Origin of the sequence: Megasphaera sp. MJR8396C (assembly GCF_001546855.1) — a bacterium.
In the GTDB taxonomy this organism is placed as follows: Bacteria; Bacillota; Negativicutes; order Veillonellales; family Megasphaeraceae; genus Megasphaera.
On sequence record NZ_KQ958201.1, the window covers coordinates 56,792 to 63,923 of the forward strand.

Here is a 7,132-nt window from a genome sequence, read left to right on the forward strand (position 1 = left end):
ATTTTATTTATACTGCGCCATAAGTTTTTCGAATGCCGCAAAGGACCGCCGGATCATGTCGGGATCGACGCAGTAGGAAATACGGACGTAGCCCGGGCAGCCGAAGCTGTCAGCCGGTACGATGAGGAGATTGAGCTTTTTAGCCTTGTCCGAAAAAGCCTTGGCATCCGGTTCCGGCGATTTGACGAAAAGGTAAAAAGCACCGCTCGGATAGACGCAGTCATAGCCCATCTCTTTTAAACCATTATATAATAGTTTCCGGTTCTGGTCATAGACATTGACGTCGCTGGTCTGGCCCATGCACTTCAAGATGACGTCCTGGAAAAGATGAGGCGCACAGACAAAGCCCATGAAACGCCCGGCCCCGCAGACCGCCGTATATACCTCTTTAGACCCAGTTACGCAGTCGGGAACGAGGATGTAGCCAATGCGTTCACCCGGAAGACTCAGGGATTTACTGTAAGAATAGCAGACGATGGTGTCGCGGTAAAACTTCGGGACATACAGAATCGGAAGGCCGTCGTAAATGATTTCGCGATACGGTTCGTCAGAAATAAGATAGATCGGATGACCGATTTCCTTCGATTTACGTTCAAGGAGAGCGGCCAACTTTTCATAGGTGTCTGCCGAATAGACGACGCCTGACGGATTATTGGGCGAATTGACGATGACGGCCCGCGTGTGCGGCGTAATCGCCTTTTCCATGGCATCGAGAGAAATCTGGAAATGCTCCGTATCAGGCGGCAAAATAACCGATTTAGCACCGGCATTCTGCACGAAAACCGTGTATTCCGGGAAGAAAGGAGCGACCAAGATGACTTCGTCGGAAGGGTCTTCAACGATGGCCTTGAGGCTGATGACCAAAGAAGCCGCTGCCCCGCAGGTCATATAGAAATTATCGGCCCGTACATCGGCACCGTAGGTTTTATTCATGAAATCGGCCAAGCCTTGGCGGACCGGTGCATCGCCGGCGGCTGCCGTATAGCCGTGAATAGCTGCTGATTCGCGTTCACGCAAGATATCTTCAATAGCCTGCCGAACGCAAGCCGGTGCCGGAACGGTCGGATTGCCAATACTAAAATCAAAGACGTTTTCCTTGCCGACGACGGCTGCCTGTTCCTGGCCATAGGCAAAGAGGTCGCGGATGACCGAAGCCTGCGAACCGAGGGCGTACATTTCTTTCGATGCCATACAAACAACTCCTTTAACGATAAATATATTCTATTATATCCCGTCAAAAAAAAGAAAACAATCTATGTTATAATAATATCGAAAAAAAAACGAAAGGAAGACCTTCATGAAAAAACAAAGTCCCTATGTCTATCTCTTTACCATGGGCCATTTTTCCGTAGACTGGGCACAAGGCGCTATCCCGGCCCTCCTGCCCTACTTCATCACGACCTGCAACTTAAGTTACCAGGCCGGCGCGACCCTCATATTTGCCAACATGCTCTTATCCTCGGTGTCGCAGCCGATCTTCGGATATTACTCCGATAAGATTTCAAAACCCTGGTTCGTCCCCTTAGGACCCATCCTCTGCGGGATCTGCCTGACCCTCTTAGGTTTTACCCAAAACTACTGGCTCATCTTCCTCTTCTCCATGTTCAGCGGCTTCGGTTCCTCCATCTACCATCCCGAAGCAGCCCGCATGGTCAACAACATCGCCGGTGACCAAAAAGGAAAAGCCCTGGGAGCCTTTTCCGTCGGCGGCAACGCCGGTTTTGCCGTAGGACCGATCGTCGCCGGTGCCTGCGCCTATGCCTTCGATATCCGAGGTCTTGCCATCTTCGGCGTCGTCAATACCATCCTGGCCCTCATCATCTATCACCGCATGCCCCATATCCTGTCTCTCGTCCAAGAAGCAAAACGAGAAGAACAAAAAGCCCATCCCGGCGAAGTCAAAGAAAACGAATGGGGTCCCTTCAGCCGCCTGTCGGTCGTCATCTTCGTCCGCTCCATCGGCTTTACGGTCTGCAACGCCTTCATCCCCCTCTTTTGGATCAACGTCCTCCATGCCGCCCCGACGACAGGGAGCCTGGCCTTGTCAATCCTCTTTTCCATGGGCGTCGTCATCACCTTCCTCGGCGGCATCTTAGCCGACCGCTTCGGCTTCATCCGCGTCCTCCGCGGCGCCATGCTGCTCATGATCCCGTCGACCTTCTTCTTTGTCAACAGCACTGACATCGTCACGGCGACCATCCTGCTCCTGCCCGTCGCCTTCTCCCTCTTTGCTGCCTACAGCCCCATCGTCGTCTTAGGACAGACCTACCTCGGGAAAAACGTCGGCTTCGCCTCAGGCGTCACCTTAGGCTTAACGACGACCATCGGCGGCCTCGTCTCGCCCCTCGTCGGCTGGGGTGCCGACCAGTGGGGCCTCACAACAGCCCTGCAAATCCTCTGGATCTGCGCCATCATCGGCTCCATTTTCGCCTTCCTCATCCCGGTGCCGAAGGCCTGGAAGAATTTGCATAGTTAAAAATCTTGATAATGCACAAAAAATCTTGAATATTTCCATATCGATAAAACCGCAGAAAGTCGTATCAATGGCTTTCTGCGGTTTTATTTTGCTATTTACAAGCGTATTCATATTTTCTGCGTTTATTTTCGTTTCACTTGCATTTAATAATCATCCTAAAGAATTGCTTTGCTCATGGCATCCACGTGTGATTCTGTAACCTGCATGACATCCTTCATATATGAATCCATGTAGGCCCAATCAGGATTTCCTTCACTATCAATAGGAAGTTTAATTTTCTCAGACCTTAATAAATCGGGGAATAATCCATAATTGTAGGAATATTTGCGAGCTATTGGTTGCAAACAGGCAGTCAAAAACCGGCAAGCTCCTTCATTCAGAGCGCTTGTATCTATGTAATAAATATCACGACCGGATACAAACTTTTCTTGCTGATAAAAAAAAGCTGAATTCTCTGCTCCAAATGAAATAACTCCTGCCGGACTTGGCTTCATTTCATCGTTTTGCTGAACCCGGTACTTAATACCATTATCAAATTTTGTTCTTACAACATAAGGGATTCCACCAGCATCCTCTACAACCTGTCTTTCATGAAGTACAGGCGGCTTCATTATCTTAGGAAACAATTTGCCAATTTCAAACTCTTTCCACTGCGATATATCAACAACCGTCTTCTTCTTATCGACAAGCCTCAGATGCTCAAGGCAAGCCTCAGCTTCCTTCATGACGTCCGCCATGAAGGAAGCCATGTAGTCCCAATCAGGATCTCCATGAGAATCGACGGGGAGTTTAATAGTTTCAGAAGATATCGTCTGTGAATTTAATTGATCAGAGTAAGTGTATTTTGTCAAAGAAGATCGGATTGCTGTTGACAAAAACAAACCGTTTCTCTCATTAATATGTTTGTTCCGAAGTATAAGAATGGCAGAACCGGCTCCACCCCTCCCCAGAAAATCAACCGATTGGTAAAAAGCCGAACCATCAAGAGGACTGACCGTGATACAATTTTTCTCATCAAGAACTTCTCCATTTTTTGACTCGCAATATTTCACAACTCCATTATTGAAGTTTCCAGATGCCACAAATGGGATATCCCCCTCTTCATATGCTGCTTGGCTGCGAGATACAGGACGACCTATTTCAAACAAATGTCCAATCTCGAACTTTTTCCATTTGCTCGTATTAATCTTCGCCACTGTCATCACCGACCTTCTTCAGGCTTATCATTACGTCTCCATCACCTTCACTAATACAACTCGAATACATAGCAGTCTCTAGCAATTTATCGCCAAAGGCCTTGGCGTCAATCCCTTTTTGGAACATCAGATAATCCATTGCCGTCTTCCTAAAGTCTTCCTCGAATATCTCGAATGGTTTTTGCGGGACCTGATAGGACAGGTGTTCGCCAGACTTTACCCATTGGCACGTCTCGTCGCCGGACTGTTTCTCGACGATATCCACCCAATAATCCTCAATATCAGACCATTTTCCATAGATGTCATGACGTCCCTTGTTCTTGACCGTTGCCAATCCGTCCGATTCCATGTAGCAAGCAAACAAATCCTTTCCTTCTTGAGGAATTCCCGACTCGAATACGAAAATAGAGGTCGTGACGCCGACATTGAAGAACAGGTCTTCCGGCAGTTTTATAACCTTCTTTAAGCGGTGATGTGATAGAATTCGCTTTATTTGCCCCTTCGATGTCTTTTCAAGCTTCTTGTCCGGCATAATGAATGCGCACATCGTATGCTCAGGCACATTGTCCAATACATTCTCGACAATCTTCATGCAGCCGTACTTTTTCTCGTATGGCGGATTCATCAAAACTTTAGTAATACCTTGTTTCGCAATCCATTTGCCGGCCTCTTCGGTTCTTGCGTCCAACTGCTCAAGGTTGGTCTTGCCATCCTTGTGAATTAGCATGTTTGCACAAGCAAGGGCATAAATTTCACGGTCAAACTCGATGCCGTAGAGTTGAGATTGCTTGATTTTTTTCGCCTTGTTGGTTTGTGCTCCGCCGGCCTCAAAGATCATGTTGGCCATAGCCTTGACTAAGAAGCCTCCTGAACCGCAGGTAGCGTCCAGTACCTTGTCGTCCTTATTGACTTCAAGAATCCGATACATGAAATCCGTTATATGTTCGGGCGTAAAAATCTGCCCAGCTTCGGACTTCTTCTTGTAGCGATTGAACTCATTGAAGAAAATGCCCATGACATCCTCACCGCGCCATGCATCAGAATTAAGGCAATCGGAAATCGCAGTTACCCAATCGATGAACTGCCCAATCAAATCTTTAACATGCTGTTGAGCTTTTTCATCTTCACTATTGACGTTGAGATTCATACGAATTTCAGAAAACACGTCGAGAAGTAATTCCAGTTTCTGATTCTGACTTTTATCCCGAATTAAGGCCTTATTCAGCGAGGACTGAATGGCGTTCGTAAACATCTGATAGTCCATCCCCTTGACCATCAGAGCATCATATCGTCTCGCGACAAGGGCGCAAGCAGTAAAAATCATTCGGTGATATAGATTTTTGATACCAAATTCAAAATGAAGGCAGTTGTTAATTTTCGCTGTTAGCGAGTATATATATTCTTTGTCGATGTGGTCAACCGTAAACAGAGCCGCATAGTACTCAATATTTTGAAGTTCTTTCGTACCTTCCCCCTCATATTCTTGAGTCCCCTTAAACACGCGCACATCGTCACCATTATACAGAATGCCTACGACATGATTATACTGTTCCTCAAGGATTCTGACGTTCTTCAGAACTTCGTTCACTTGTTTTTCACCAAGCGCAATCTTTGAGGATTTCGTCTCAAGCACAACAGCCGTATCTGCATGATTATCAGGCAGGTACCATCCGTCGGGCTTATCGGCCACACCGGTAAACCCAAGTTGATTGAATGTCGTAAGCTGACCAACACCCGCTCGAACACCTTTTTTATCCGCAAAGCCAAGAATATCCCGTGCCTTATCGCGCACTTCATCCTCAGTCAATTGTTTTCCCATTACTCGTTACCTCTCTTGCTGTAAAATTCCACTTCCGATAGGAGGTGATCTTTATCTTCCGTTCATGTAAAGCTGTATTTTCTATTTTAACGATGCCCCTGAAGGTTTCATCATCATCGGATCTGCAAGGATATTTTTATATCCGAAGCATCTTTAATCGTTTGCTGGTTATGACAACGAAGACATTCTGACCGTACCAGATTCTCAATAGCAGAACGTCCAAAATTGTCCAGCGAGAGGTACATCTTGATAATAGCTACGAATTGATCCTCGAGCTCCCATTTTTGTGGTTTCGTGTCTTCATCCGTTAAGGAAGATTCATCATCGGTTCTCCCCATCATATAATCGAGGCGTTTATCAAATAAATCCGCTATCCGTACGAGCCTGCCAGAATCAGGCATACGGGTACCCTTTTCCCACATGGCCACGGCGGCTTTGGATACACCAATTTTTGCCGCCAAGTCGGCCTGGGTAAGATGATTTTCTTTTCGTTGTTTTCGAAGCCGTTCTGCAAAAGAATCTCCCATGTCGCCGCTCCTTTCTTCACATCATGTAAACTAATTATATCATATTTCGTGAATTAAGTATATATTTCAGTTTATTAATTCACATTAAGTTAATTATATTTTATATTCAGTTAACTATTTGTATGGTTTATGATTAAATAATCATCATTTTGTGATATCACCAGTCATGTGAGTCACTTATCTTCTTAAAAGAAATCCCTCTATCGCGTCACCAATTATTCGTCAAAAAAACAAGGCACACATAGAAACAATCTCACTCGTGAGTTGTCTTTACGCATGCCTTGTTTTGTTATAAAAAAATATATATCGATAGGATCAATTATTTTAATCGCTATATTTTCAGTCTGCCAATATCGGATTTTTCGCAATGATATGGGCTAATCGTTCCATTCCCGCACCGACAATTCGTCGGATAGTCGCCTCACTAAGGTGATATTTTCTGGCTATTTTTCGATAAGAGTGCCCGTGCATATGATGCCAGATGATGCAGTTTCGTTCTTTTTCGCTCAACGAATATAAGGCATCCCACACTTGCTCCTGGCGCTCAGCCGCATTGTATTGATGCTCCGGACATTGCGCAATCGGTGCCATACAGCCTTCCGGCAAATCGGTTAAGCCACCGTTTTCGTCTTCCACGTTTTTTTGTATGTTTGAATTATATTTTTCCATATGATATGATTCCCGTTCTAGAAAATTATGAATGCTCATTTGCATGGCTTGCTGCACCGTTCCCGGCTTTTCTAAGTCAAAGTCCATGATGCAAAGAAAGGCCGCACTGTGTATCGATGATTGAAGATCTTCAGAATATCGATAGTGACGAGCATATTGTCCCAGATGTTTTCTAAATAAAGGCCTAAACTGGTCAAAAAGGATTTCAACAGCGGTCTCATCGCCTCTTTGTGCTTCACGGACATAATGTCTTAACGTTGCGGTCATGGTTACACACTCCTTACTTATGGTGATGTCAAAATTAGGACCCCTCTCGGTATGAATGAATCTACAAAAATTCAGATACGGAAAATACCCTGAGCGGCAGGCGCCGCCCAAGGTATCCCCCTATATAAGTCTCTCGCTTATTCGAGAATTTCGACTTTACGTGTTACGATCTGGCTGG

At 45.7% G+C, this 7,132-nt stretch carries 6 protein-coding genes; 1 reads left to right on the top strand and 5 read right to left on the bottom strand.

Annotation, left to right across the window (positions count from 1 at the left end; translation table 11 throughout):
• Positions 1-3: 3 nt before the first annotated feature.
• Complete coding sequence (locus HMPREF3201_RS08065) at positions 4-1,191, bottom strand: pyridoxal phosphate-dependent aminotransferase (protein WP_062412564.1); 1,188 nt, start codon at positions 1,189-1,191, stop codon at positions 4-6.
• Between the two features lie 106 nt (positions 1,192-1,297).
• Between HMPREF3201_RS08065 and HMPREF3201_RS08070 the strand changes: the two genes are divergently transcribed.
• Complete coding sequence (locus HMPREF3201_RS08070; protein ID WP_062412565.1) at positions 1,298-2,476, top strand: MFS transporter; 1,179 nt, start codon at positions 1,298-1,300, stop codon at positions 2,474-2,476.
• Positions 2,477-2,631: 155 nt separating this feature from the next.
• On the opposite strand, the gene HMPREF3201_RS08075 is transcribed toward HMPREF3201_RS08070, so the two are convergent.
• The 4 genes from HMPREF3201_RS08075 to HMPREF3201_RS08090 form a co-directional block, all read right to left on the bottom strand.
• Positions 2,632-3,678 carry a restriction endonuclease subunit S gene (locus HMPREF3201_RS08075; RefSeq protein ID WP_154254709.1) on the bottom strand — a complete coding sequence of 349 codons (1,047 nt, stop codon included), beginning with the start codon at positions 3,676-3,678 and terminating at the stop codon, positions 2,632-2,634.
• A complete protein-coding gene (locus tag HMPREF3201_RS08080) occupies positions 3,659-5,491 on the bottom strand; it encodes an HsdM family class I SAM-dependent methyltransferase (RefSeq protein WP_062412566.1) in 1,833 nt (610 codons plus the stop codon). Before HMPREF3201_RS08080 ends, HMPREF3201_RS08075 begins: the two co-directional genes overlap by 20 nt.
• Before the next feature lie 113 nt (positions 5,492-5,604).
• Complete coding sequence (locus HMPREF3201_RS08085; protein WP_062412567.1) at positions 5,605-6,018, bottom strand: helix-turn-helix domain-containing protein; 414 nt, start codon at positions 6,016-6,018, stop codon at positions 5,605-5,607.
• A gap of 339 nt (positions 6,019-6,357) precedes the next feature.
• A complete protein-coding gene (locus tag HMPREF3201_RS08090) occupies positions 6,358-6,954 on the bottom strand; it encodes an RNA polymerase sigma factor (protein WP_062412568.1) in 597 nt (198 codons plus the stop codon).
• Between the last annotated feature and the right edge of the window lie 178 nt (positions 6,955-7,132).